Raw genomic sequence first — 22899 nt, 5'->3', positions numbered from 1 at the left:
AATCCCTTGCAACTACTAATTAGCAAGACCAATTTCTTTCATAAGCTTTTCCATCGTTTCATATTCTTTATCTAGAAATACTTTAAATTCTTTACCGCTCATAAAATTATCTTTCCAGCCAAAATTATCTCTTTGCTCCTTCCAAGCCTCAGTCTCCATCATATTTTTAATAGCTGTTTCATAATATTTTGTTGCTATAGGGTCCATATCAGGTGTTCCCATAAAGCCACGCCAAACTACAAACTCATCATCTATTCCTTGATCTTTTAATGTAGGGAATTCCGAAACAATCTCCCCTTCAAGACGCTCTGGAGCCGTTATCGCCAATACTTTGACCTTTCCTGCTTTCGCTTGTTCAGTTGCTTCAGCCAATCCAGTAGAATACACATCAACCTTATTACCAAGCAACATGCTCATTCCACTACCATCCTGTGCAGATACATATTTTAATTGCTTTATATCAACACCAGCAGCCTTTACAGCTTTTACAAACTGCAAATGATCCATGCTTCCTGGAGCAGAATCACCAACTACAGAAATTGATTGGGGATCTGCCTTTAAGGCTTTCACTAGGTCATTCATATTATTAAAAGGTGAATCTGCGTGAACAATAAAAGCTGCAAAATCAGCAATCACCCCAGCAATGGGAGTAAAATCATTATGACCTACATCTGATTGACCATTTAATGGGACAAACAAAATAGGTGGTGACGTAACGAAAATTGTATGATTATCATCCTTTTTCTTGTTTACATACGCCCACCCCACTGCACCTCCACCACCAGGTTTATTCACAACTGCCATACGTTCACTTACTAACCCTTCTTGTTCTAGAACTTTTGAGACAGTACGTGCAGTAGTATCCCATCCACCACCAGCACCACCTGGAGCAATAACTTCAATCGGTTTAGTTGGTTGCCATTCACCTGTAGACGCATCATTATTTGCATTACTACTACAAGCACCCAACAGTAATATAAATGTACAGAACATCAAAGCCAACAATCTTTTCACCACAAAATCCCCCCTTATCCTATGTTTGATAACGCTTTCAATTATAAAAGCAAGAGTATTATTTTGTGAATATTATAAAAATAACAACTTTTTGCTTTATTTAGGCAATATTGTTCATAAAATTCATGGTATATCATGTAATAATAATTTTAATAAAGGTGCTAAAGTACAATTAAAATAAACTAATGAGGAATAAATAAGGGTTGCGTCTAAGTCGAATATTCGACTTAGACGCAACCCTATTTTTAGATCTAGATTTTTTTAGCTTACTTATGTGGATTATTTCATACATATTCACCATAATTCATTCAGTTTACTTCTAATTTTATGTATATTCCAATATTATAAAAGCATTTTTGTATTATAGCCTTGCTCCTAACCCCATTCATGCTTTTATCCCGAATTACTATAGAGCTAGATCTTAAATTCCTATATTTCATACGTCATATATTCCATATGATTTTCATTGAGATGTTGTTTATACACAAGCAAAATAAACCTTACATTCATATACTAGTTAAAATTTATGTATGAGGGGTGTTTGAATTGCTAAATTTGATAAAGCTCTTTGCGCTAGTCATCTATACGATTCTTGATCCAAAAACCGTATCGGTTCATATAAATACATTGGTTGGTAGCCAAATTTAATTTCATGAGTTGATTTTAGCAATAATATTAATTATAAAAACAATATAGATTAACAATACGATAAAGATGAGAGTATGCTTTTCCCAATACCACTTTTTTTGTCTGTTTGCCTTTAATTTTAGAAGCATGTCTTGCAATACCTCTTCATGACGAGATATTCTCCACCACCGCTTAATAGATATATTTATCGTCGTCCTTTTATGACCTCTTAGGGGATGCCAACTCATCACTACCTTCGCTCGGTCATTGACTAAGTCAAATATGTACTTATCATTCACATCATCTTCCTTCTCTTCATATACGATTTGCAAATGATCTAACACTTCTTTAATGATAGCTTTTACCTCTTGCTGTGTAATCTCATAAACTGATATACTTCTTCCACCATAATAAAATCTCAAAAAAAGGATGACGAAAATGGAGAAAACAAAAATTAGATAAAAACTTATATTCTCCATAATATTGCCGAATTTTTGGAAAATAAATGGAAATAGAATGGTTACAACTACATTCATGAGAAATAAAATCTTAGAGTCCATTACGACGCCATAATTTTTTCGCGTACTAATAACCTCCAAGACTACTCCCCCAATGAGAATGAAACTTACAATGACCATCATTATAATGATCACATAAAGCTGGGACACTTCCACTTTCCTCACCTCTTACAACAGCCAAAGGAGTGTCGTATAAAACATCCCCCTCTATAATCAATAAACGTCTCTTTACACTAGGCTGTCTTCACATTGATTGCTGTTTTTCATTCTTTGCTATAAGCACGTATTATTCCTATACACTTTGGGGCAATTTTCTACTTTTTTTATTATGAAACACCATAAAATTTAGTTATTCTATACAATTTTTATAACAATTTCAACATAGTTTACGAAAAGAGCCTTAGTTAAATGCTGCTTTCGCATAAAATGTTGCTTTTCGCTCTATGTTATAAGCACGTATTATTCCTATACACTTCGGGGCATCTTTTCTAGTTTTTTTATTATGAAACACCATAAAATTTAGTTATTCTATACAATTTTTATAACAATTTCAACATAATTTACGAAAAGAGCCATTCAATCTAATCAATTTTTGCCCACATCTCTTGGGGATTTAATTCATAAATTCCTTTTTCCCTATACATATAATGTCCCATAATAAGCTCTCTACGTAAAGTGGCATAATCATCATGAAATTGTTTAATATGGTCATTAATCTCTCTTTCGGTGTACTTTCGTCCCTGCTCTAGCCCTTTAATAATATATTCTAAGATAATTAACTTCTTCTTTCTTTGTGCAGGTATCGTTTTTAATTTCCCATCACTCGTAACAAAGTTGTTTAGTATTGCTTGATTATTTGTATCACGACTCATACCTACTTCTCCCTTATGGTTAATAACATTTATTAGCGCTAGCGATTTATGTTCTAGATCTTTCTTATTTAAGTAAAAATAAATCGTATTTTTCTCCCTTTTTTCTTTAATGAGTCCTAGATCTCTTAATTTAGTAACATGATGAGTAATCGTCGGTGGCCTTAATCCTAACTTTCCCGCTATTGCTTGACCATGTAACGGCCCTTGTGCCAACAACACTAAAATACGAATTCTTGTCGGATCACCAAGAACTTTATGAAACTGAACAATTTTTTCTAATTGCACGATTTATCCTCCATCCACTTCAATTAGATATACATCTAATTTGATATTAATCTAATTATAAAGCCCTGTCAATTCAGAATTAATTTTTTAGCTATTCTCACCTCATCAATCCTAATTGTTAGGCGCTTTTGGAAACGATGTTGTAATTCCTAAAGGACAACAGCGCGACGTAGATACGATTACTAATTTAAAGAAGTAATTTATTAACAAATCAATAAATTACTTCCCTATATTATGAATTAAAGAAAATGACTAAAATAAGGACATATGTCCTTTCTTCTTACTTCACTTTTATATTTTAATTAATTTATAACGAATTTGAGAGGAAGGGATATCATGAAAGGTTTGCTATATTCTCTAGCAGCAGGAATTTTTATAACTTTACAAGGTGCTTTTAATGCCCGGTTAAGTGATGATTTGGGACCATGGCATACGACCTCACTCATTCATTTGATTGGATTTATCATTTCATTCGTCATTTATTTGTTTGTGAGAGATGGACAAAGAGGTGGATTTCAAAAGACCCCATTCCTTTACCTTCTAGGTGGAACATTTGGGGTTATGATCGTATTCGGACAAATGACCGCAATCAACCTTATAGGTCCTACCTTTGCTGTTGCAGTATTATTAATAGCTCAGTTATTTTCAGCATTCATTATTGAGACTAAAGGTTTGTTTGAAGAGCAAAAACAGCGCATCACTTGGTCAAAATTGCTTGGAATTGCTTTAATGTTTTGTGGAGTGATTGTCTTTAAAATTTAATGAAGATTGGTGATACATGATGGACAAGGTTAATAATCCAAGTTTACTAATACAATATCTTAATTACCATCAGTTGGATTCCGTTTTTTCACAGGAAACCCAAAAGAAGATGACATTACATCGTATCGTTAAAGGAGAGACTTTATGCACAAGAGGAGATACATTAAATCATATGTATTTTCTAGTAAAAGGCAAAATTAAAATATATACGATTTCTCCTGAAGGAAAGACAAGGATAGTACGCTTCAAAAAACCTATAGCAATCATTGGAGATATAGAATTTATTAAAAAAAACAAAGTGATTTATACGGTTGAAGCTGCTTCTGATGGCTATTTAATCGGGGTATCGTATGAGCAAATTAGAAATAAAGAGGAGAACAGAGTCACTTTTGTGAAATTTTTACTTGAAATAATGACCCATAAATTTTTTACTGAATCCCAAACATCTAGTTTAAATATACTTTACTCTGTCGAAGTGCGGCTTGCAAGCTATTTACTATCGATTTCATCTGATGAAGAGGGTTCATTATTTCATCAAGAAATGAGAACATCGAACTTGACTGAGCTAGCTGATTTAATTGGGACGAGCTATCGACATTTAAATCGTGTCATTCAAAAACTAGATGAAGAAGGTGTGATAGAGCGTAGAAAAGGTGCAATTTACGTAACAAACCTTAATCTATTACGTGAACGAGCAGAAGGAAATATTTACGAATAACTAGGGAGGAATAATATGCAAGGCGTTATATTATCAATCATTACAGGTATATTGATTAGCATTCAAACCGTATTTAATGCAAGAGTTAGTGAACGTGTAGGTTCTTGGGCAACGACTACACTCGTTCTAGGATTAGGCTTCATTGCCTCATTACCCATCTTTTATTTGAATAATGATACTAGTTTATTCCAATTGGAAAATATAAACAAACTCTATCTCTTTAGCGGAGTAATTGGCGTAGGAATTGTATTTTGTATTATGAAAGGTATTCGACATATTGGGCCAGCCTATGCTGTTTCTGTTGTTTTAGTATCTCAGTTTACTGTAGCGCTTCTCATTGATACCTTCGGTTGGTTTGGGTTTAATACAATTGCGATTACATGGAATAAAGTAGTCGGCATATGTATTATTCTATCAGGGATCATCCTTTTTAAACTAAAACGATGATTTTATTAAGCAGTTCAAATACAACTGTATACATGAAGGCTCATTTTAGCCTTCTAGTTACATAAATATGCTTTGAGGCAAGAAAACTAGAGGATTATGTATTTCAGGTCTGTATTTCCAACAAATGAAGCTAAAAATGATATCTTGCGATGTTTTCAAGGAGTAGCGATAAAACCAGTTTTTATCCCTTTTTTAAACCCTGCACGTTCGTAAAAAGATAATGTCTCTTCTTTTTTGGAGCCGGTAAGGAGCATCACTTTATAACAGTTTTGTTCCCATGCAATGTCCAACGCTGCCTGCAATACCTCCGTTCCATACCCTTTACGTCTATAATTACTGTGAGTAACCACATTTTCTATTAAGCCATAAGGACGTGCGCTCCTCGTCAAATTCATTATAATGTTAAGTACACATGATGCAACTAGCTGACCATTTTTTCTGCAACGATATAGTATGTATAAGGGTTACAGCAAATTTGTTTCCATAAAGGTGCTATATCGGTAGCAGATAGTTCTGGATCATCTGAATTTAAATGTGTATACAAATGTAATAATGATTGTAATTCTTCACGTTTTATTGGTCTTATGCAAACTTCATCACCCATATAAATCACACCTCAATAGTCATGTTATTGTAAGGCTCTTTTCGTAAAATTTTCTCTATTATCACCAAATTGGGACCATAAAAAGTGGCTTATCATTTTAATTAAGCAAATAGCCTGTTATATCTCCTTAACTGTAAACGAAGATCCTTTCAATCAATGAATAGCACTAATTTACAAAAGAGACTGGATAAGCATCCAACCTCTTTCTATTTAACATATGTAATTTATTAACCTCTACCTGATTGCTTATTATAGTTTCTTATTATCAAACCACTAGACCTTATCATGCCAAACTTTTCATAGTAAGGCTGAAGGTCCTCATCACACATCACGTCTATCATGTACATGTCATTAAGCTCTTGTAGCATTCTCGTGACTAATTCCTTTCCAACTCCTTTGTTTTTGTATGCCGGCAACACTTCTAGTAAAGGAATGTAAGCAGAAAGAACGCCATCACTTATAGCTGTAATAAATCCAACAACTTGATTATTTGTTTCATCTATCGCAATGATAACTTTATAGCTATTTGACAACAACCTTAAATGTGTTTCTGGACTAGGCGGATTCGGCCAATCTACAAAAAAACCTTCCAGCATTTCATGAGTAACTCCATCAAGTGACAATGTATATTTCAAAATTTCCAGCTCCCTATCTGTCATATTAGTAAAATATTTGTTAACAGATGGGTATTAAAAATATAATAACAACGATAAAACCTCCTGCTTGATAAATGCATGCACATACTTTATTCTATGATGTATTCAAAAATCCTCTTTGTTACTTTTATGTTACTCTTTTCTACTAAAATACGGACCTAATTCCCCTTTTTCATGTGTAACAACATATGTCCAACTAAAATGTTCATCTACTATATAAACATCCTGTTCATCTTTAAAATCATCCGCACATATGTGAGCAGCATTTTCTATGAGTAACACCAAATCTATGTGCTGATAAAATATATAACATGTCCCTTTAGGTTCATTATTAAATACAAGGTCGGCTTCTTCTCCTTGTAAAAACGACACCTTCTTAAAGCTAAAAAGATGCCATAAAAAACCTCCGATACTGTTTAGGTATATCTTCACTTTTTCACTATCATTCAGATGATTCGCAAATGTCTTCTCCCACTTGCTACGTAAATAAGACCCTTTACCATGTATTTCTTGTACTTTAATATGCTTACTCTTAAGGTTTATTAACAATTCATTAACTTTGCGATGTAAAAACTGTTCTAAACTCATACTACCTCCAAGCTGTTAAATAACCCAGTTTCCATCAAGGAAAATCGGCTCAACTAGTCCTTCAGCAGTTTCACCGTCTATATGAAGTTTATCAGATCCAATCATAAAGTCTACATGTGTGATACTGTCGTTAAACCCGATTTGTAGTAACTCTTCCTTACTCATTTGTTTTCCGTTTTTAATACAAATAGGCAATGCATTACCTAATGCAAGGTGACAAGATGCATTTTCATCATACAAAGTGTTATAGAAAACTAGATTCGAATTAGATATTGGTGAACGATGTGGTACTAACGCTACTTCCCCAAGGTATGAAGCACCTTCATCTGTTTCTAAAAGACCTTTCAATGCCTCAAAGCCTTCCTCTGCAGCAAAATCTACAACCTTCCCATCTTTGAATGTCAGACTAAAATTATTAATAATTGTACCATTATAATGAAGAGGCTTCGTACTCGACACCTTCCCATTCACGCCCGTTTTCACAGGAATAGTAAATACTTCTTCCGTAGGTAAATTAGGAACAAAATTTGTTCCTTTGTCGTTTGTGAATTTTGCACATAACCATTGATGTGCATCTGGTAATTCAATCGTTAAATTGGTACCAGGCCCGCTGTAATGTAATTTTTTGTATTTTTTCTTATTTAAATAATTCGCACGTTCATTTAAGGAGCTAATATGATCCTTCCACATTTCAACTGGTTCTTCATTATTAATACGTGTAACTGCAAAAATTTGATCCCAAAGCTGTTCAACAGCTTCTTCTTTATTTAAGTTCGGAAATATCATCTGCGCCCATTCAGGTGTAGGCACTGATACAATTGCCCAGCTTATTCTTCCCCCACCTATATAACCTTGAAACTCTTTCATAGCTGTTCTTGCAGCCTTTGTTGCCACCGCTACACGATTTGGATCAATATCCTTCAAAAGTTCTGGGTTTTGAGCATAAACGTTTAAATACGCTACATTATCCTCAGCCATATCTAATAAGCCCTTCACTTTCCATTGTGGAAAACTCTTTAACCCTTCTTCAGGTGCTAGTTCATATTTAAGTAGATCTAGTTGGCTATCTATGTATTCGACTAATACATCCTTTGCTCCAGCTTTATAAGCTTGCTTCACCACTTTATGAACGAAATCTGTTGCCTCTATAGGTGTGTTAATATAAACAGTTTGACCCTTTTGAACATTTAAACCGACTTGTACTACAGTCTCAGCGTATTTCTCTAATTTCATATCAAAATTTATCAAAGTCATTACCTCCTAAATAATCCCCATATATCCATGTCATAAGTTTAATGAAACCACTATTTATTATCGCATAATAGTTAAATTCCACTTAACAATAAATTTGAACAACTCAATCATATAACTGTTTTCAGTATTAAAAATGTTCTACCTATTATATACAATAACCTAATCTTCTTCCAATAGAAACCAAGTTCTTGACGAACACTACTGTAACATTTATAATTACAGTAATTATTATTATTAATTTGTTTTCGTACAAGAAAAACTTCACATAAAATAAAAGCTGATGAAATCGTATAATACTACTTTGATCTGCGCCACTTTAGCAACTGCAACTAAGTTAAAGAGCATTAATTACAAAGGAGGGAATAAATATGAAGCCTTTACTTATCGGTGATTGGGTGAAAGGTACAAGTCGGAATGATGAACTATTTCATGGTTTTATTGAATCTTTAGAAGGACAAACTGGAATCGTTCGTATTGTTCAGAGTGATAATCATGAACTTGAAGGACAATCCATTAAAATGCCAATAACTACTATTTCAATTATTCAACACTCAGACTTACAACAAGAGGGTTATCTGTTAAACTTAATTGACATCGCACTTATTGAACGTGATGAAGAAACTTTCATGAAGCTAACAAAAAAACTAAATGCTATTCGCACCAATAACAAAGAACTAGTTGGCGTAAAGAATGCTCCAACAGCTGTAAGCGATAGAGAACTTAACCGTCAATAACTTTGTTCATACAATAAGGTGAAATTGCCTTTTTGACATGTAGTTAAGGGAGGGAGAAAAACAAAAATGAACAGTGAATTTTCACTTGCCGTGCATAGCCTCACATATCTTGCGTTATTACCTGGCAAAATGGCTACTAGTGACTATTTAGCCGAGAGCGCTTCAGTTCATCCAGTGAGAATACGTAAGATGCTCAGTTTACTCAAAAAAAATGGCTATATTAAATCAAAAGAGGGTGCAGGTGGAGGCTTTATACTTGCTTGTGAACCTAGTGAAGTAACATTAAAAGAAATTTATTCTATAACTTCTGAAGGAACTCTACAGCCAAAATGCTCCCAAGCAAATGAACAATGTATTATTGGTGCAAACATGAAGCATGTGCTTTTTTCCATCTTCCAAGACGCTGAAGAGCATTTAGGTAATTTCTTAGGGCAATTTACAATTGCTGATATATTAGTTCAAATTAAAGAAAAAGATGCACAAAATATATAAGCAAATGACTTGGTTTCGACCAAGCATTTGGTCTAAATGTAACAAAAACAATTACAGTTCAGGAGGGATCATATGAATATGAACGTTGTGTCTTATACAACTACTAATGAACAAATTTTTCAAGATCAAAATAAATTACAAGCATACGGACAAAACCATCATGTAGAACATGGAACGGTAATATATAGTCCTCAAGCACCTATCAATTCTGTGTTATTTTTAGTAAAAGGAACGATCCTTTTAACAGATGCTGAAAAAGGTACTGAGAAAATAGTTCATGAAGGCGAATTTTTTGGTGACCGATCAATTTTTTCTTCAAAGCATATAAGTGCCAAAGCTTTGTCTAATGCTGAGTACTTTCAAATTGATGCTTATAATTATGCTCAATTAATGGGAAATAACCCTAAGCTTGCTTTAAATATTGTTGAAGAGTTGTCTAATCAATATTTAGACAAACAAATTTCACAGCCTACAAATTTGTTACAAAAATTGAAAACATCAATACAATCATACAGATCGAAAAAACAAGTGGATATGCGTTACGAAGAATGTTTATAAATATTAAATAGTTTTTATTGACTTTTCTAACTGTAACATCTAGAATTACAGTATAATATTAATTGTCACCAATGATTAAACTTTTTTGACAGTTAATTGTAACAAAAAAAATTACATTAAATATAGGTTAGGAGAATTTAACTCATGACAACTACAAAAAAAGATATGTCTGCATCAGAAGTGATGAAAGCACGCACATCAGTACGTAAATATGAAAAGGGACATGTAATGCCTAAGGAAGACCTAGAAGAAATTCTTAACTTAACAGTAACAGCACCATCTTCATGGAACTTACAACATTGGAAATTTATCGTTATTGACAAAGAAGAAGATAAACAACGCCTTCTTCCAATCGCTTATAATCAAGAACAAGTTGTTGACAGCAGTGTAACGGTTGCAGTTTTAGGTGATTTACAAGCGAATGAAAATGCAGAAATCGTCTATGGTGAAGCAGTTAAAAAAGGCTTTATGCCTGAAGAAGCTAAAAATACATTAATCGCTCAAATTAACGGTGCATATGCTAGCATTCCGAACGCAGCACGTGATGAAGCAATTCGTAATGGATCATTAGCTGCGATGCAATTAATGTTAGCTGCTAAGTCACTTGGATATGACACTGTTCCAATGGGTGGTTACGATTCAGTAAAATTTGTTGAAGAATTTAATGTTCCTGAGCGCTACATTCCTGTGATGCTTATTTCTATAGGTAAAGCAGCTGCACCAGCTCATCCGACACCTCGCTTCCCTTTAAAAGATGTTATTCTTTAATTAACTTAAAAACAACGCCTGGATAACCAAGCGTTGTTTTTTTTCATTTATTCAGCCTTCATATAGAACTTTCATAAATGTATTTACTCAATTTCTTCCTCTTCTTTTAATGACATGAAATGTACGGCTGAGTTTGTTGCAGCATGTTCTTTAGCTGAATCACTTGCTGAATGACTCGCTTTTGAGTTTTCTTTATTCTCCAAAGATGGATTTGTTTTTTTGTCAACGTGATTTATTACTACATTTTCTTCATCTATCTTTTCTCCATCAGTAACTTCTTGTTCAGCATCTTCTTCTAATGCTAGTTCATTAAGCTTTTCTTCAGCTTCATCATTCGTCACTTCTTCTATTGTAGCATGTACCGCAGAGTTAACTGACGCATGTATTTTAGCTTGTTGATTAGCTCTAATACTGGCCTTTGAATTTACTTTATTCTGTGAAGATGGATTTGTCTTTTTATCAGGGATTAATTCTTCGTCTACTTCTTCAGCATTTTCATTATCCTGACTATCTTCTTCACGATTTACTTCTTGATCCTCAGAATCATCATCACTTATACTATCTTCATCTTTTTGAGGCTTTGTTATGATATCATCACTTTCAATATGTTCCTCAATTGATGCATGCACTGCTGAATTTTCTGAAGCCCTTTCTTTGGCTCTCTCACTAGCTCTTTCACTTGCTTTTGAGTTTGCTTTATTTTCTTTAGAAGGATTGTTTTTTTCCTTCGTCTTTACTTCCTCAATATCATCACGCTCATCATATTTTTGAACACTTTGGATATCACTTATTTCTTGTTGTTCTGAAGCTTCACTCATACCTGCTCCAACTAATAGACTCACTGAAATTGCTCCCGCTACAACAAATGATTTAACAACCTTTTTCATTAATATTCTCTCCTTCTTCTTTTAGAATTTATTTTGATAATTAGCAAGAAGAAGATAAATCCGGCGGTTGAGGAGGAGGCGCATTTATCCATTGATTTCTCAGCATTTGGATATTTGAAACACAATCCGTCTGCTGTGAAATTTTCCATCTATGCTGATTTAATTCGAGCGCATGTAATTGATGATTTAAGTTAGAGCCTTGCCCTCCTCCATCAGTAGAAGAGCTAGGTGAACTGTGCAAGTTGTTAATATTCACCACAACATAGATATAGCCTAGTAGCATTTCTCTCTTACTTTGTTCTTCAGATCTTGAGTTATAGTTAGTTGTACTTGACTTTGTTCTTTCTTGCATATTTTGTTCAGTTTTAGTCGACCTAATAATAGATTGCCTAAATTGAATGGCTTTCTGTCCATCATCACTAAGGTTTACAACTTGATCAGATGGACTACCCTTTATCTTTTTCAGTTGGTTAGCCTTGGTCTTTTGCTTGTCTAGAACTTTGGTATTCTTAAAAGATTTTTTACCATTATTAGTCTTCTTGGTTGACTGAATGTTTTTATGATCATCCTTAGCTTGATTCTGTTTTTCATTTTTCTTAGTTTTTGAAACTTCTTTTTGCGCCTGACTGTTATACGTTCCTTTTTCTTTGTTGTTATTTTTATTCTTGCTGGTTATTTTTATTTCACTCTCTACTTTATGGTCTTTGTTAGCATTACCATTGCTTGCCCCATACACGTATGTAGGTATGACGAGAAATAAGGATATTAGGAACACTATAGAAGAAACAATACGATAGTCCACGTTTTCACCACCTTTCTTCGGTGACCCTACTATAGTAGTTCATTTTGACTTATATGTTTTTGTCGGTTGCATATAACTTAACAAATTTTTCAATTTATTCAGTTATTTAAAAAATATTTTAAATGAAGGCTATATAACTACCATCGTATAAAGCAAAAAAACCTACTCTGAAATAGAATAGGTTTAAAAGCTTATTAATATTAAATCCCTTGTGTATTCAATGATTATTCCATTTACAAATCACAAATTTCTGTGTTAGCAATCTGCAAAAGCTCCTGCGCCATGATTTCACATTCAATAAGCGGAATTAACTCCTCAAAGGAATTTTCATAAATTGATTGAATGCGTTTCGCCAAAACAATTTTGTCATTTAACTCATGTATGGCTTGTAGCACATCTATATTTTCAGTTTCATAAAAGCCAATACCATAACCTAATGGATCCCAGCTTTGTAATTTTAACATTAGCTTAATATTCGTATTCTCCATGCTCCTCACCTTTTATCTTACATATTTAACTATAATAATAACGTGGTTATGAATTTATATCAATTTTCCTCATAATACTTGTTGTGTGCACTAACGAGTTAATCACACAATTTAACATAAAATTATCATAGTTTACACATCATTCTTGTCTATTCTATAAGTGTAGAAACAATAATTACATCTCGTTTGAGGAGGAAAAGAAGTGAAAAAAATTGGATTATTTGCACTTGCTGGTGCGTTAACTTTAGGTGGACTAGGAGCTAGTCATGCATTTGCTAATGAGAACGGTGGTTTATTTCAAAGAGGACAAAATCAAAACCAAGTGATGAATAAAGATAGTTTCGTTGAAAAATGGAGTCAACTATCTGATGAAGAAAAAGAAACTAGGATTTTTGAAAGAGCAGCAGAGCTTGGGATTGATACGGATGGAAAAACTGTTGATGAGGTGATAGATTCAATTAACGAACAACGCCAACAGCGCCTATTTGACCGTGCAGAAGAACAAGGAATTGACACAGAAGGTAAAACTGCTGATGAAGTAAAAGAGTTACTCAAAGACCAGGCTCCTAGTGGTGAACGTAGTGGGAAAGCACATGGCAAAAGAATGAACAAGGAACAATTTGCTGAAAAATGGAACACTCTAACTGATGAAGAGAAAGAAGCTAAAATACTTGAGCGTGCATCAGAACTAGACATAGATACGACAGGTAAAAAAACTGAAGAAATAGTTGATTTATTGCTCGAACAGCGTCAAGATAGATTGTATGACCGAGCTGAAAAGCATGGTATCGATACAGAAGGTAAAACACTTGAAGAGGTTAAAGAACTATTAAAAGAGGACATCTTAAATAGTATAAACTCAAATAGTGATAGTCTTTAATTAAAAATTCCTAATTAACTAATTGGAACGTTCTTTCCGTACACTTTGTTGCTATAGTCCCTACAAAATTGAAGGAAAGAAAAAATGCCCCGAAGCCTAGGATACATGCTTATTTGTTAGTACGGAAAGAACTTCAAGAAAGCCAAAGGTATGTTATCTTTGGCTTTGTTTGGATTCATAAAATGTGTTCAAACTACTTTCATAACAAGCTGTTGTACAAATAAGAAGCCAGCCCAGCCAAGAACCCCTAACCCAATTGAAAACACTAGTGGCATTGCTAATTTTAAACATATCCCAACAATTACTAATAAAACAACTGTAGCTGGTATGCCGATTAGTACACCTGTTGTAAATTTGCTTAAGTTCACTAACGATTCACCTTGGAATGATAACCATATTAAGCTAAGTAAACTTACGAGAGGTAACGCAGCGATAATACCTCCATACGATGGATATTTGCGCGCTACTTCTGTCACAATACCAATAATTAATGCAGAAACTAGAATTTTTACCATCACGTACATTTAGCTGCCTCCTCCCGCAATATCGTAAAAGCTTGATCAACCACTTGTAGCTGCTCTGGAGAAATAGATGAAAAGATAGCTGTCAATTTTTCTTCATCCAGTCTTGAATGTTTATGAATAATATCCAGACCTAGTTTCGAAAGAAATACATACACCCTACGCTCATCGTTATTATCTCTCTTTTTGTTCACATACCCTTTATGAATTAGCCTCTTCACATGCTCGGATGCAGTATTATGACTAATTTCCATATATTTTGAAATGTCCCCTATTGTCAAATTCCCCTTCTTCTCAAGATGCTGAAGTATGCGTATTGCTTGATGGGAGATCGATTCCTTATGTGTCATATGCAAATAATAATATATATCTGTCCAAGCATCATTCACTCGTTTTACTTCATCCATTTAGGTTCACCTCTATAATATCTTATTATACGATATATCTGTATATTACGATATATAATGCAATGTAATTTGTCAACTTCCATATTTAACGATGATTATTTTCTAATTAATATCGCCCTTGAAAAATTACTGTTTGAAGGAAGGTATATAACAGTTCTAACTTGAATAATTATATTTAGATTTTCCATTTTAAAGTGAAGGGTGCGTGTCGAGTTGGATAATGTTATTGGTAATAATGATACTGAGCATTTGATGTATACAAAATGGGAGCCATTTGAATGGTACAAAAAAATGAGGAAAGATCATCCTATTCATTTACATACAGAGTATAACTATTGGGATGCGTTTAAATATGATGATGTAAGCTTTATATTAAGTAATTATAAATATTTTTCTTCTGCTCGATATCAGGGGCAGGATAATGACCCTTTCGGAGAAAGTATACTTTTTATCGATCCACCTAGACATAAACAAATGAGAGATTTAGTTAATAAGTCATTCACTCCTAAAGCAATGCAATCATGGGAGTCGAAAATTGAACGGATTTCAAATATGCTAATTGAAGACTTACATGGAAAGCATTCTTTTGACCTCGTCAACGAATTTTCGATGCCTTTGCCTGTTATTATTATTGCAAATATACTGGGTGTTCCTACTGAAGAACTACATTTATTTAAAGAATGGTCGGATAATATCGTTGAAGGGGTTTCTGATACGTCAGAGGAAGCCATTAAGGCAGCGCAAGAAAAATATGCCTCAACTATAAATGACCTTACGAGCTTCTTCGCAGAAATGATTAACCATAAACGAAACAATTTCTCAGATGACATTATTTCAATACTTCTTCAAGCTGAAGTTGATGGCAAGAAATTAACACAAAATGAATTGATTGGTTTTTGTATATTATTGCTCGTTGCTGGAAATGAGACTACAACGAACCTTATTACAAATGCAGTTTATTGTTTTCTTGACGATCAAACTATTTTTGAACAACTAAAACAAAATGAGCAATTGCTCGTACCTGCGATAGAAGAAGTGTTAAGATACAGATCCCCTGTTCAAGCAATGGAACGGATCGTTAAACAAGACATCGAACTTCATGGACAATTGTTAAAAGCAGGTGATTATGTTGTCGCACATATTGGTTCAGCCAATCGAGATGAAACTAAATTTCCTCAAGCTGACCAGTTCCTACTAGACCGTTCATCAAACCCTCATCTAGCATTTGGAAAAGGCATACACTTTTGTTTAGGTGCACCTCTTGCACGTATGGAAGCAAGAATAGCTTTAACTAAACTAATTAGGCACTTTCCAGAAATGAATTTTGTAGATGATATGGCAATAGAACCTATAAATAGTCCCGTCGTATATGGCTTAAAGAAATTAAAAATAGGGGTCAGTCGCCCACCGCTTTAAAGTGGTGGGTGACTGACCCTCTGCTTTTTTATCTTCCTTCATCTGAGAATTGTTTTATTCTTTCACCTATTTCATCACGGACACGTTGGAAAAATGCCCATCGTTCTGCTTCTGACCCTTCCGCTTTTGCAGGGTCATCAAAGCCCCAGTGAACACGTTTTACTTGAGGAGGTGTAACTGGACAATGCTCATCAGCATGACCACATAGTGTAACGACTAAATCAGCGGAATGTAAAATCTCTGTATCGATGACATCAGATGTTTGTTCAGAAATATCTATCCCAACTTCATTCATCGCCTTCACCGCATTTGGATTTAAACCGTGTGCTTCAAGGCCAGCGCTATATACATCCCATTCGTCACTTAAATATTTTTTACCCCAACCTTCAGCCATTTGGCTACGACATGAATTACCAGTACATAAGAAGTAGATCTTTTTTTTAGTCATTGTATTATCTCCTTTTATTCGTGAATTGTTTTGTATACTACTGCAGCAGCGATTGCTCCAATTGTGGTAGCAATGATATAAACCCATAGATGATCAAATGTTCCCGAAATTAATGCAGGACCGAGAGAGCGTGCAGGGTTCATCGAGGCTCCACTAATAGGACCTGCAAACATCGCCTCGAGTCCAACAGTCGCTCCAATCGCAATACCTGCAAAGGATTTGACAGCCTTGCCATGTATTGCAGATCCAAAGATAACCATCATAAGAAAAAAGGTTAAAATAATTTCTAATAAGAAAGATTGCGTTGCTGAACCATGTGGAAGCGTGGCACCTAAATTAGCCACATCCCCAAATAACAATAAGAGCGATGCACTCGCACTGATCCCAGCGAGAAATTGAATAATGATATAGTATAACCCTTCTCGTAAGTCAATATCACCATTAACTATAAATGCAGCAGTAACAGCAGGATTAAAATGTGCTCCAGAAACGTGCCCAAACGTATAAATTAATGCCATCACTACTAGCCCAAACGTAATCGCAATGCCTATATGTGTCAAGCTATTTGTAATGCTATTAATGATGATGGCACCTGTCCCAGCGAATACTAAAAAATACGTCCCTAAATACTCTGAAATTAACTTCTTTCTCATATTTCAACTACCTTTACTATGCATTTTTGGCTACTTACATGATATGCGTAACCCCTTGTTTTCAAGCTCTTTAATTTTTTCGAGTTGATCGGGCAAGAACTTCATCATATCTTGAATCAATGGATAGTATTGACTATCAGTATTTAAAGAATAAATCATCCATTGACTTTTTCGATTTTCTTTCACAAGGCCACTATCTTTTAATTTCCTCAAATGCTGACTAACTGCGGGCTGACTCATTCCAAAAATATCTACGAATTCACATACGCAAAATTCATCATGATAAAGAAGTGCAATGATTGATAAGCGGGTCTTATCACCTAACAATTTCATCTGCTTAGCCATATGCTCAATTTCAATATGAGGTAATTCTATTTTGTCCTCCCCCTTTAGTAAAGGTTGCTTTATTTTCATTCTGAGAAATACGTATGAACTTTTTCTTGTTTAAACGATTTGTTGTTCGCTAGATCATTCAAAGTGTATCACTTTTTCAGTTTCATAACTTAGTTATCATAAGAATATAAATATATGCTTATATAATAGAATGCTTATATAAATACGTCAACTCATTATTTCATATAACCCTTCATAAAATTACATAGCTTTATCATAAATTAGGGGTGTTTTCGCATTGAATGTTACTTTTCGTTCTTAGTTATAAACTCGTATATATATAACGTTTGTGGCATCTTTTCTACCAGTTATTGATTTCGCAAAAAAATTATCATATTATCCATTTTAGTGAAAAAGGCAACATAGTTTACGAAAAAATTCTAAAAAAATTTGCTAATATACTTTTCCATATTACTCAAATACTCATGTACAAGCTTACACCACTGCATTTTGATATATATTGTATATCTCTACATTTGTCCTCCCTTAATTAACCCTTTGCCATTGTTATGTATATGTACTTGTTTCTATATTGTCACCCACTATTAACGATTTCACCTCTTCCATAAATGCATTCATGCATTTGCTAAGTAACTTTGACAGTTTTAATTTTGTAAAATTAATTTTAATTTATCGTAGGCATATATTCATTAAGAGTTAAATTACAATTTATCTGATTCCGATTTCATATAGTCATGTTTAATACTAATAGTTAGTTGATGACTAAATATTGACATACGTTTCATAAATAGTATAATTTAGACAGTTTGAGCTAAATACACAAGGCTGTTTTCGCGTAGAGTTGCTTTTTGTAAACTTTGTTGTTATTAATACAAAATTACTCCAGTAAAAAAGAAGTCTTATGTGATTATCATCATATATAGAAAACTAGATGCAAGAAACAATAGCTTGATCTCTGTTTACTTATTTGTACGAAAAACACAAAGACAACCTTGTAATAAGAGCTATGAACGTTTTGGGAACCTTTCTTTCTCTAAGGCTGTTTTCGCATTGATTGTTGTTTTTCATAATTAAGAAAGAACACCTAAACAACTAACGTTCGTGGCACCTTTTCTGCAGAAAAACGATGTCAATCGTTTAAACCGTTTTTATTACTGACAATAGCAACGAAGTTTTCGAAATGAGCCTCAACTTATAATTATTGTACTCCTACTGCATCAAATGCTGCTGATATTGCTGCAACTTCAGAACCATTATCTCCATAAAAAAATAAAAATACATCTCGGCCGAAATGTATAAACTTATGAATAAATTTTATAAAAATGCAAAAATTTCGTCAATATAAACAAAAAAACACTACTATTTAAGTAGTAAAATACCAAAATTAAGTTTATAACCATAAAAAATTTATATTCTGAAAATATTAATAATAATTTTTTCAAGACTTTAGCCCTATCTGAACTTAACAAGTATTTTCTTAAACTTGAAAAGTTTGAACAAAACATTCCTCATCATCTATCAAATCTCTGCTGTTTTCATATTTAATATTCATCTTGTTATAAATACCCTTCCAAAAAGATACAGCTGATTCATTGTGAACAAGCTCAATTACATAATACTTCCCTTTCTTCTGCTCAAAAAGCTCTTTTACTACATTTATTCCATTTCCATTTCCTTTTCCCCTATATTTATTAAGTATAAAGATGTCATTAATACAGTAATCATATTGCCCTTTTAAAAAAGGTCTCTCTAAAAGTAAAACGAAACCAATAATCATTTCACCTTGTTTTATAAAAAATGGAGAAAAACCATCTATATCCCAAAATATATTGAATTCCTCCATCTCAAATATTCCGTCACTAGTAATATCTAAACTAGAAGTAAATTTTGATAAATCATGAAGGTATACAGATTTTTTAATACGTGCTTTTGTTCTTGCAAAACCGGATCTAACGATACTGCAATTTAGCTCAACTCCTTAATAGCTTCTTAAATGATACCTATCCATTTTTTCCATCCAGTAGCATTTACAGATTGTTCATTTACATATGGCTTATCTTTTGTACTAAATAAGTAAAAATCTTCTCCCCAATGCCCAGAACAACCTAATTTTATCCAGTTATTAAAAAACGTATAGAAATTTCCACCTAACCTTAAGCCATGCATATGATAACTAGTCGTTAAATAGATGATTTCACCAACATTGTACTTTAGATCAATTCCTAAGTAACTACCATTTCCGAACGATGTAAACAGTAAACAATTTTCCCAATATTTTTTTTCGAATGCATCATCGTCATCTAAAAATTCGTATGTCTCTCTGTCATTTTCATAGCTTAAAAGATTCTGTACGGACCACAATGGATTGTCAAATATCCCTCCACAATCAATAATACGTTGGTCTACATTTCCCATATTAAAGAAGGTCTTATCAATGTAATTTGATTGTTGTGTCATTGGATAGGTTATATTATTCAAAAACCAATAAAAGTGAAGGTGTTTAGAAAAATGAAGCAATACATGCCGAAAATCCAGTGGAATAAGTTTCCCCAATTGTTGCTCTATAGTCTTTATTTCATCTTCTGTAGCTGGATGTACAATTTCTAAATAGTTTTGATGCTGCCCTCCAGTTAATCTTAGCAAAAAATTCTCAAGATCAGCCTTCCATACTTTATAATCTCTAGTTAACATTCATTACCTTCCTCTGTAGAATGATTATTACATTCCTTTATTTATTATGCTCCCTGTACACTACCCTTTGTTGAAGGAGTTTCTGAATATATAACAAGGTCTTCTTATGAGAAGACCTTGTGTAACAGCATATATACTATTGAACTTTATTTTTTATTTTGCAAGAGCTTTAATGACAAATCTATGCTGGTTTACATCAAAAAAACTTTCAGATTGTATATGTTTATGAATGGTGTATAAATTTTCATAGTATTGTTCCACACTAAAATCTGGTACTTGCCATGGTACTGCTTTTAAGTAATACATAAGGGCACCTATATCAAAAAAACGCTGTGTTGGAAATTCTTCTTTACAATACAAAATTTCAAAATGATTGTTCACCAAGTCACTCATTGCCGTAGTCAGATTCCAGTCTTTAAATTCATTATTTACCGAAGACCCTAGTGCTTCATTAATCCCTAAACAATCCAAGCCACCGACTTGTTGAGTTAAAAATACCCCATTAGAATTTATTATTCTTCTAACTTCTTCAGGACCATAAGATTCATGTTGATTTAAAATGACATTAAACTGATTATCGTTAAATGGCAAATTGGAATCTTCTTCAACTGAAACCACTTTAACTCCTATAGGCTCTAAATGTTTTTTTGCGATCGGAATATTTGGTTTGTACCCTTCTGTAGCATAAACTGTCTCCGGAAATGGTTGAAGCTTTGACAAAAATTCTCCGCCACCTGTGCCCATATCTAACATAGAATTTGCATGCTTTATTAATTGTCTAGCCATGCTTCCATAAGACCAGGAAAGTAGATTGCTTTTCATTCGTCCAGTTCCAGTTATAAAGGAAAAATCCCAACCCGAAAAATTCTCATTCACGTCGTTTATATATTCTTCAAATTTTACTGCCACCATTATTTCTCCTCCTAAATTTTCGAAATTTAACAGTATTACAATTTAGGGAGGAGGTCCTCTAGGAAAGCAACAAAGTTGTTATATTTCATGTTCTAACAATATCATTATCTATACCTCTCGTTTGAAAATACTAGTACTAATAAATTCCTATATATATTTGGTTACCATATTTTATCATTTTTTTGTCATTTTAACCTCACTTTAAATCGGAAACAATACGGAGTGCACAGATGTATAAAAGGAGAATAAATATTTACTTCAGCCTATAATTACAGATTACTCATTCAGAACTGAAGCTATGAAGGTGTGTTGTAGGATTTCACCCACGCTCACCAAAGCTATGAAGACCAAGCTAAAGTTGAGAACGTGGGAATGTAGTTACAGATCTTATTTTATAAAGAGCAACTTCTTAACTGCTAGTTACGTAAGCTTTTAGTTTCCCTCTTCAATACTAGTTAAGTGTTTTGTAGTTCATTTCACAGATATATAAATATCAACCTGACCATCATTTGGGTCCATTGCTCTTTCGTCGTATAGTTCAAAGTCAGCTCCATAAGCTCTTTCACGCCGCTCCGACCATTTCCAAATTTCCTCCCAAGCCTCTATGATTACTCCCGGTAAAGGACCTTTTCGAGTTGTAAATACAATATATTTTTGATCAGGAATTTGTATTGATTCCATCCCATTCGGCACTAGATTGTTGTCCCTGACTTCTGCTCCTAATGCAAATGTATAAGCACCATGTTCATTTGTCTCGTAATCAGTATAGATTGCTAATACATTCGAATTCTTCTTATGAGTAATAGCTTCTAAAACTTCATTTTTGTAAAAATCGTCCCATAGTTTAGGGATACGTCTATCTGCTGTCATTTCAACTTTATTAGTTGTTCTTGTACAATTGCCTACGAAATCAAAACCTTCTCTTGCTATAACATTACTTTTTGTAAGTGTGTTAGACACGAAAAAGCCTCCTCTATCTAAATAGTATAAGTGTGATCTAACAATAGGTGTTTTACAGTATGACCTCATATATACAGAGATATTAATTATGGTTTATTTAAATATTGTTCAATTTGAGATTTATGGTGGCTATCATGGGGGATAAAGCCATCGAGATAGCTTTTGATAGTAAAATGATTCCCGTCTTCATCTACATACTTGTTTTCATAGTTTTCACGTGGTACGGAAGTTAAATGATCAATAATTTCTCGACGATAACTTATTGTCTCACTAATAAGTGTATCTTTATCTTTTGTCTTCCCATATTGAACCGCATTATTATTAAATTCATCAAAATTAACATGACGACTAGTTAAAGGTTGTTGTAATTTTATCTTACTTATAGCATTCTCAAGAAAATATTTGTCCCAAAGCATAATATGAGCAATGATGTCTCTCACAGTCCACTTTCCCTCAGCAATCGGCAGCTCCCACTTCTCATTCTCCATATTCCGTAAGGACTCTACAAAATGAATAAATTCTTCAAAACTGTTGATGCGCTCATTGATGATTTCTGTTTTCATATTATTACCTTCCTTTCATA

29 protein-coding genes and 1 pseudogene are annotated in these 22899 nt (G+C 33.5%); 9 read left to right on the top strand and 21 right to left on the bottom strand.

The window, feature by feature from the left end; genetic code table 11:
• Nucleotides 1-15: 15 nt before the first annotated feature.
• From SLH48_RS18595 to SLH48_RS18585, 3 genes are all read right to left on the bottom strand, one after another.
• Nucleotides 16-993: a tripartite tricarboxylate transporter substrate binding protein gene (locus SLH48_RS18595; protein WP_214484443.1), complete on the bottom strand. Its 978-nt coding sequence runs from the start codon at nucleotides 991-993 to the stop codon at nucleotides 16-18.
• A gap of 671 nt (nucleotides 994-1664) precedes the next feature.
• Nucleotides 1665-2240 (bottom strand): hypothetical protein, encoded by a 576-nt coding sequence (locus SLH48_RS18590; RefSeq protein ID WP_214484422.1) that lies wholly within the window; start codon nucleotides 2238-2240, stop codon nucleotides 1665-1667.
• Between the two features lie 500 nt (nucleotides 2241-2740).
• Complete coding sequence (locus tag SLH48_RS18585; protein WP_214484421.1) at nucleotides 2741-3316, bottom strand: metalloregulator ArsR/SmtB family transcription factor; 576 nt, start codon at nucleotides 3314-3316, stop codon at nucleotides 2741-2743.
• 336 nt (nucleotides 3317-3652) lie between these two features.
• Between SLH48_RS18585 and SLH48_RS18580 the strand changes: the two genes are divergently transcribed.
• The 3 genes from SLH48_RS18580 to SLH48_RS18570 are packed head-to-tail and all read left to right on the top strand — an operon-like array spanning nucleotide 3653 to nucleotide 5243.
• Entirely contained in the window at nucleotides 3653-4078 is a 426-nt protein-coding gene (locus SLH48_RS18580) for a DMT family transporter (RefSeq protein ID WP_214484420.1), read from the top strand.
• Nucleotides 4079-4097: 19 nt separating this feature from the next.
• Nucleotides 4098-4796: a Crp/Fnr family transcriptional regulator gene (locus SLH48_RS18575; RefSeq protein WP_320259376.1), complete on the top strand. Its 699-nt coding sequence runs from the start codon at nucleotides 4098-4100 to the stop codon at nucleotides 4794-4796.
• 15 nt (nucleotides 4797-4811) lie between these two features.
• Nucleotides 4812-5243 carry a DMT family transporter gene (locus SLH48_RS18570; protein ID WP_320259375.1) on the top strand — a complete coding sequence of 144 codons (432 nt, stop codon included), beginning with the start codon at nucleotides 4812-4814 and terminating at the stop codon, nucleotides 5241-5243.
• Between the two features lie 155 nt (nucleotides 5244-5398).
• Here SLH48_RS18570 and SLH48_RS18565 read toward each other — a convergent pair whose 3' ends face one another.
• From SLH48_RS18565 to SLH48_RS18545, 5 genes are all read right to left on the bottom strand, one after another.
• A complete protein-coding gene (locus tag SLH48_RS18565; RefSeq protein WP_320259374.1) occupies nucleotides 5399-5638 on the bottom strand; it encodes a GNAT family N-acetyltransferase in 240 nt (79 codons plus the stop codon).
• A 26-nt stretch (nucleotides 5639-5664) separates the two neighbouring features.
• Nucleotides 5665-5847 carry a hypothetical protein gene (locus SLH48_RS18560; RefSeq protein ID WP_320259373.1) on the bottom strand — a complete coding sequence of 61 codons (183 nt, stop codon included), beginning with the start codon at nucleotides 5845-5847 and terminating at the stop codon, nucleotides 5665-5667.
• Between the two features lie 227 nt (nucleotides 5848-6074).
• Nucleotides 6075-6482 (bottom strand): GNAT family N-acetyltransferase, encoded by a 408-nt coding sequence (locus SLH48_RS18555; RefSeq protein ID WP_320259372.1) that lies wholly within the window; start codon nucleotides 6480-6482, stop codon nucleotides 6075-6077.
• Between the two features lie 153 nt (nucleotides 6483-6635).
• Nucleotides 6636-7091, bottom strand: coding sequence for a DUF4275 family protein (locus SLH48_RS18550; RefSeq protein WP_320259371.1), 456 nt, complete (start codon nucleotides 7089-7091; stop codon nucleotides 6636-6638).
• Nucleotides 7092-7106: 15 nt separating this feature from the next.
• On the bottom strand, nucleotides 7107-8345 hold the full coding sequence (locus SLH48_RS18545) for an aminopeptidase (protein ID WP_214484414.1): 1239 nt from the start codon (nucleotides 8343-8345) through the stop codon (nucleotides 7107-7109).
• Between the two features lie 368 nt (nucleotides 8346-8713).
• On the opposite strand from SLH48_RS18545, the gene SLH48_RS18540 reads away from it, so the two are divergent.
• The 4 genes from SLH48_RS18540 (at nucleotide 8714) to SLH48_RS18525 (ending at nucleotide 10897) form a co-directional block, all read left to right on the top strand.
• Nucleotides 8714-9079 (top strand): IDEAL domain-containing protein, encoded by a 366-nt coding sequence (locus SLH48_RS18540; RefSeq protein WP_320259370.1) that lies wholly within the window; start codon nucleotides 8714-8716, stop codon nucleotides 9077-9079.
• A gap of 66 nt (nucleotides 9080-9145) precedes the next feature.
• A complete protein-coding gene (locus tag SLH48_RS18535) occupies nucleotides 9146-9571 on the top strand; it encodes an RrF2 family transcriptional regulator (protein WP_214484412.1) in 426 nt (141 codons plus the stop codon).
• Nucleotides 9572-9643: 72 nt separating this feature from the next.
• Nucleotides 9644-10129 (top strand): Crp/Fnr family transcriptional regulator, encoded by a 486-nt coding sequence (locus SLH48_RS18530; RefSeq protein ID WP_320259369.1) that lies wholly within the window; start codon nucleotides 9644-9646, stop codon nucleotides 10127-10129.
• Between the two features lie 144 nt (nucleotides 10130-10273).
• Nucleotides 10274-10897 (top strand): nitroreductase family protein, encoded by a 624-nt coding sequence (locus tag SLH48_RS18525; RefSeq protein ID WP_320259368.1) that lies wholly within the window; start codon nucleotides 10274-10276, stop codon nucleotides 10895-10897.
• A gap of 83 nt (nucleotides 10898-10980) precedes the next feature.
• Here the strand turns inward: SLH48_RS18525 and SLH48_RS18520 are convergent, their stop codons facing one another.
• From SLH48_RS18520 to SLH48_RS18510, 3 genes are all read right to left on the bottom strand, one after another.
• On the bottom strand, nucleotides 10981-11784 hold the full coding sequence (locus SLH48_RS18520; RefSeq protein WP_320259367.1) for a hypothetical protein: 804 nt from the start codon (nucleotides 11782-11784) through the stop codon (nucleotides 10981-10983).
• Between the two features lie 40 nt (nucleotides 11785-11824).
• On the bottom strand, nucleotides 11825-12586 hold the full coding sequence (locus SLH48_RS18515; protein WP_320259366.1) for a hypothetical protein: 762 nt from the start codon (nucleotides 12584-12586) through the stop codon (nucleotides 11825-11827).
• A gap of 233 nt (nucleotides 12587-12819) precedes the next feature.
• Entirely contained in the window at nucleotides 12820-13074 is a 255-nt protein-coding gene (locus SLH48_RS18510) for a DUF1871 family protein (RefSeq protein WP_320259365.1), read from the bottom strand.
• 202 nt (nucleotides 13075-13276) lie between these two features.
• On the opposite strand from SLH48_RS18510, the gene SLH48_RS18505 reads away from it, so the two are divergent.
• Nucleotides 13277-13954 carry a hypothetical protein gene (locus SLH48_RS18505; RefSeq protein ID WP_320259364.1) on the top strand — a complete coding sequence of 226 codons (678 nt, stop codon included), beginning with the start codon at nucleotides 13277-13279 and terminating at the stop codon, nucleotides 13952-13954.
• 188 nt (nucleotides 13955-14142) lie between these two features.
• On the opposite strand, the gene SLH48_RS18500 is transcribed toward SLH48_RS18505, so the two are convergent.
• Together SLH48_RS18500 and SLH48_RS18495 are read right to left on the bottom strand one after the other, a co-directional pair.
• Nucleotides 14143-14478 (bottom strand): DUF3147 family protein, encoded by a 336-nt coding sequence (locus SLH48_RS18500; protein ID WP_320259363.1) that lies wholly within the window; start codon nucleotides 14476-14478, stop codon nucleotides 14143-14145.
• Nucleotides 14469-14882, bottom strand: a complete 414-nt coding sequence (locus tag SLH48_RS18495) for a MarR family winged helix-turn-helix transcriptional regulator (RefSeq protein ID WP_320259362.1) — start codon at nucleotides 14880-14882, stop codon at nucleotides 14469-14471. Before SLH48_RS18495 ends, SLH48_RS18500 begins: the two co-directional genes overlap by 10 nt.
• Before the next feature lie 213 nt (nucleotides 14883-15095).
• Here SLH48_RS18495 and SLH48_RS18490 point away from each other — a divergent pair, with 213 nt between their 5' ends.
• Entirely contained in the window at nucleotides 15096-16298 is a 1203-nt protein-coding gene (locus SLH48_RS18490) for a cytochrome P450 (protein WP_320259361.1), read from the top strand.
• Nucleotides 16299-16326: 28 nt separating this feature from the next.
• Here SLH48_RS18490 and arsC read toward each other — a convergent pair whose 3' ends face one another.
• The 8 genes and pseudogenes from arsC to SLH48_RS18450 form a co-directional block, all read right to left on the bottom strand.
• Nucleotides 16327-16746: an arsenate reductase (thioredoxin) gene (gene arsC, locus SLH48_RS18485; protein WP_320210911.1), complete on the bottom strand. Its 420-nt coding sequence runs from the start codon at nucleotides 16744-16746 to the stop codon at nucleotides 16327-16329.
• Nucleotides 16747-16760: 14 nt separating this feature from the next.
• A complete protein-coding gene (locus tag SLH48_RS18480; RefSeq protein WP_214484792.1) occupies nucleotides 16761-17399 on the bottom strand; it encodes an aquaporin in 639 nt (212 codons plus the stop codon).
• A gap of 30 nt (nucleotides 17400-17429) precedes the next feature.
• Nucleotides 17430-17813 carry a metalloregulator ArsR/SmtB family transcription factor gene (locus tag SLH48_RS18475; protein ID WP_320259360.1) on the bottom strand — a complete coding sequence of 128 codons (384 nt, stop codon included), beginning with the start codon at nucleotides 17811-17813 and terminating at the stop codon, nucleotides 17430-17432.
• 1417 nt (nucleotides 17814-19230) lie between these two features.
• Nucleotides 19231-19718 (bottom strand): annotated as a pseudogene (locus tag SLH48_RS18470) (GNAT family N-acetyltransferase).
• A gap of 24 nt (nucleotides 19719-19742) precedes the next feature.
• Nucleotides 19743-20444: an SMI1/KNR4 family protein gene (locus tag SLH48_RS18465; protein ID WP_320259359.1), complete on the bottom strand. Its 702-nt coding sequence runs from the start codon at nucleotides 20442-20444 to the stop codon at nucleotides 19743-19745.
• A 153-nt stretch (nucleotides 20445-20597) separates the two neighbouring features.
• Nucleotides 20598-21356, bottom strand: coding sequence for a methyltransferase domain-containing protein (locus SLH48_RS18460; protein ID WP_320259358.1), 759 nt, complete (start codon nucleotides 21354-21356; stop codon nucleotides 20598-20600).
• A gap of 471 nt (nucleotides 21357-21827) precedes the next feature.
• Nucleotides 21828-22316 (bottom strand): GyrI-like domain-containing protein, encoded by a 489-nt coding sequence (locus tag SLH48_RS18455; protein ID WP_320259357.1) that lies wholly within the window; start codon nucleotides 22314-22316, stop codon nucleotides 21828-21830.
• Nucleotides 22317-22402: 86 nt separating this feature from the next.
• Nucleotides 22403-22879 (bottom strand): DinB family protein, encoded by a 477-nt coding sequence (locus SLH48_RS18450; protein WP_320259356.1) that lies wholly within the window; start codon nucleotides 22877-22879, stop codon nucleotides 22403-22405.
• Nucleotides 22880-22899 lie beyond the last annotated feature (20 nt).

The organism is Cytobacillus sp. IB215316 (genome assembly GCF_033963865.1).
GTDB lineage: Bacteria > Bacillota > Bacilli > Bacillales > SM2101 > Nanhaiella > Nanhaiella sioensis.
The sequence above is the reverse complement of the archived record's forward strand: the minus strand, read 5'-3'. Positions and strand labels throughout refer to the sequence as shown.

Coding starts and splice junctions, on each gene's coding strand:
- SLH48_RS18560 (WP_320259373.1), bottom strand. CDS start 5,847: ATGGGTGATGAAGTTTGCATAAGACCAATAAAACGTGAAGAATTACAA.
- SLH48_RS18465 (WP_320259359.1), bottom strand. CDS start 20,444: ATGTTAACTAGAGATTATAAAGTATGGAAGGCTGATCTTGAGAATTTT.
- SLH48_RS18450 (WP_320259356.1), bottom strand. CDS start 22,879: ATGAAAACAGAAATCATCAATGAGCGCATCAACAGTTTTGAAGAATTT.
- SLH48_RS18595 (WP_214484443.1), bottom strand. CDS start 993: ATGTTCTGTACATTTATATTACTGTTGGGTGCTTGTAGTAGTAATGCA.
- SLH48_RS18570 (WP_320259375.1), top strand. CDS start 4,812: ATGCAAGGCGTTATATTATCAATCATTACAGGTATATTGATTAGCATT.
- SLH48_RS18580 (WP_214484420.1), top strand. CDS start 3,653: ATGAAAGGTTTGCTATATTCTCTAGCAGCAGGAATTTTTATAACTTTA.
- SLH48_RS18575 (WP_320259376.1), top strand. CDS start 4,098: ATGGACAAGGTTAATAATCCAAGTTTACTAATACAATATCTTAATTAC.
- SLH48_RS18460 (WP_320259358.1), bottom strand. CDS start 21,356: ATGGTGGCAGTAAAATTTGAAGAATATATAAACGACGTGAATGAGAAT.
- SLH48_RS18525 (WP_320259368.1), top strand. CDS start 10,274: ATGACAACTACAAAAAAAGATATGTCTGCATCAGAAGTGATGAAAGCA.
- SLH48_RS18520 (WP_320259367.1), bottom strand. CDS start 11,784: ATGAAAAAGGTTGTTAAATCATTTGTTGTAGCGGGAGCAATTTCAGTG.
- SLH48_RS18475 (WP_320259360.1), bottom strand. CDS start 17,813: ATGAAAATAAAGCAACCTTTACTAAAGGGGGAGGACAAAATAGAATTA.
- SLH48_RS18500 (WP_320259363.1), bottom strand. CDS start 14,478: ATGTACGTGATGGTAAAAATTCTAGTTTCTGCATTAATTATTGGTATT.
- SLH48_RS18530 (WP_320259369.1), top strand. CDS start 9,644: ATGAATATGAACGTTGTGTCTTATACAACTACTAATGAACAAATTTTT.
- SLH48_RS18540 (WP_320259370.1), top strand. CDS start 8,714: ATGAAGCCTTTACTTATCGGTGATTGGGTGAAAGGTACAAGTCGGAAT.
- arsC (WP_320210911.1), bottom strand. CDS start 16,746: ATGACTAAAAAAAAGATCTACTTCTTATGTACTGGTAATTCATGTCGT.
- SLH48_RS18535 (WP_214484412.1), top strand. CDS start 9,146: ATGAACAGTGAATTTTCACTTGCCGTGCATAGCCTCACATATCTTGCG.
- SLH48_RS18550 (WP_320259371.1), bottom strand. CDS start 7,091: ATGAGTTTAGAACAGTTTTTACATCGCAAAGTTAATGAATTGTTAATA.
- SLH48_RS18510 (WP_320259365.1), bottom strand. CDS start 13,074: ATGGAGAATACGAATATTAAGCTAATGTTAAAATTACAAAGCTGGGAT.
- SLH48_RS18565 (WP_320259374.1), bottom strand. CDS start 5,638: ATGAATTTGACGAGGAGCGCACGTCCTTATGGCTTAATAGAAAATGTG.
- SLH48_RS18495 (WP_320259362.1), bottom strand. CDS start 14,882: ATGGATGAAGTAAAACGAGTGAATGATGCTTGGACAGATATATATTAT.
- SLH48_RS18480 (WP_214484792.1), bottom strand. CDS start 17,399: ATGAGAAAGAAGTTAATTTCAGAGTATTTAGGGACGTATTTTTTAGTA.
- SLH48_RS18545 (WP_214484414.1), bottom strand. CDS start 8,345: ATGACTTTGATAAATTTTGATATGAAATTAGAGAAATACGCTGAGACT.